2 protein-coding genes are annotated in these 1,737 nt (G+C 68.6%); both read right to left on the bottom strand.

Translation table 11 applies throughout. The annotated features are described in order from the left end of the window. A partial coding sequence (locus tag B9S61_RS00560) for an SPFH domain-containing protein (RefSeq protein ID WP_103540405.1) occupies positions 1-950 on the bottom strand: 950 nt, incomplete at its 3' end. 4 nt (positions 951-954) lie between these two features. Further along, the gene (locus tag B9S61_RS00555) at positions 955-1,386 is read right to left on the bottom strand and encodes an NfeD family protein (RefSeq protein WP_103540404.1); all 432 of its coding nucleotides are present in this window, start codon (positions 1,384-1,386) and stop codon (positions 955-957) included. Positions 1,387-1,737: the final 351 nt, after the last annotated feature.

Genomic DNA, 1,737 nt, shown 5'->3' with positions numbered 1-1,737 from the left:
TGCGCCGTGTCGTCGGCGGCCCGGGTGGTGCTGTCGTCGGCCGACGGCTTCTCACGGGTGGCCGGCGACCGGGGCAGCGCTTCGGTGAAGGCCTGGGAGACGCCCTGGAGCGCGGAGGTGATCTCGCTGGGGATCACCCAGAAGTTGTTGCCCCCGCCCTGCGCGAGCTGAGGAAGGGCCTGCAGGTACTGATAGGCGAGGAGCCCGGGGTCGGGGTCGTTGCGGTGCACGGCCTGGAACACCTCGTCGATGGCCCGCGACTGGCCCTCGGCCTCGAGGATCGCGGCGGTCCGGTTGCCCTCCGCACGCAGGACGGCTGCCTGCTTGTCGCCCTCGGCGGTGAGGATCTGCGACTGGCGCTGGCCCTCGGCCCCCAGGATCGCGGCCCGCTTGTCCCGCTCGGCGCGCATCTGCTTCTGCATCGCCTCCTTGATGGACTGCGGGGGATCGATGGCCTTGATCTCGACCCGGTTGACCCGGAGTCCCCACTTGCCGGTGGCCTCGTCCAGTACGCCGCGCAGCTGGCTGTTGATGGTGTCCCGTGAGGTGAGGGTCTTCTCCAGGTCCATGGACCCCACGACGTTGCGCAGGGTGGTGACGGTGAGCTGTTCGACGGCCTGGAGGAAGCTGGCGATCTCGTAGAAGGCCGCGCGCGGGTCGGTGACCTGGAAGTACAGCACGGTGTCGATCTCGACGACCAGGTTGTCCTCGGTGATGACCGGCTGCGGTTTGAAGGAGACCACCTGTTCCCGCAGGTCGATCAGCGGGTGCACGCGGTCGATGTAGGGGATGACGAGGCTGAGTCCGGGGGTGAGGGTGCGGTGATAGCGGCCGAGCCGTTCCACGTTGCGCGCCCGTGCCTGCGGCACGATGCGGACCGCTCGTACGACGGTGAAGATCGCGAACACCGCGATGATCAGGCCGGCGAGGAGAGGGGCGGTGAGGTCCATGGCTTCAGTCCCTGGGGTAGACGAGCGCGGTGGCGCCGCTGATCTCTATGACGTCGACGGTTCTTCCCGTTTCGATGACCAGGGTTTCGTCGTAGCTGCGGGCGGTCCACTCCTCGCCGTCGATACGAACCCTGCCGCCCGTGCCCGTCACGTCCGACAGGACGTAGGCGGGCTTGCCTATCAGGGCGTCCGTGCCGAACCGCGCGGTCTGGGGCTGGACCATGTGGCGCAGGGCGAGGGGGCGCACGAACAGCAGCGTGCCGGTGGCGACCAGGGCGTACACCAGGAGCTGCAGCCCCACCGGCAGCCCCGCCGCGGCGGCGCCGGAGGTGACCAGCGCGGCCGCGCTCAGCATGCCCAGGGCGGCAGTGAGGGTGAAGATCTCCGCCACCGCCAGGACGGCCGCGATGATCAGCCAGATCAGCCATGGATCCATGACGCGCCTCTTCTCACCGGTGCGGGTTTCGAGGGCTCGACCTTGCCTCCACTCTACGCAGGAGCAGACCGGGTTCCGAGACGCGTGCGCGAGGAAGACACCCCGGCTCCGAATAGCCATCAAGAACGCACAGAGTTCGACGGGATCATTGTTTCGATTGTGTGCGAATCCTAGGGTGTGGCTGGCTCAGTAGTCGCTCCGTCACCACCCGTCGTACTTCCTCCCCGGCGCGACGCCCCCTCACGGCGACGCGGCGAGGGGAATCCGACGTGCCTCAGTCCGCGCAGCGCCCTGTCGAACCGAGGAAGGCCACGGTCATGCCGCACCGCCCCATGTCTCCCGCCGACCGGC

The sequence above is a fragment of the Streptomyces sp. SM1 genome (genome assembly GCF_002910825.1).
Taxonomy (GTDB): domain Bacteria; phylum Actinomycetota; class Actinomycetes; order Streptomycetales; family Streptomycetaceae; genus Streptomyces; species Streptomyces okerensis.
Note: the sequence above shows the minus strand (reverse complement) of the source record. Positions and strands in the feature narration are given on the sequence as shown.

What these genes read in the sequence shown, in the direction of transcription:
- B9S61_RS00555 (WP_103540404.1), bottom strand. Translation starts at nt 1,386, where the DNA reads ATGGATCCATGGCTGATCTGGCTGATCATCGCGGCCGTCCTGGCGGTG.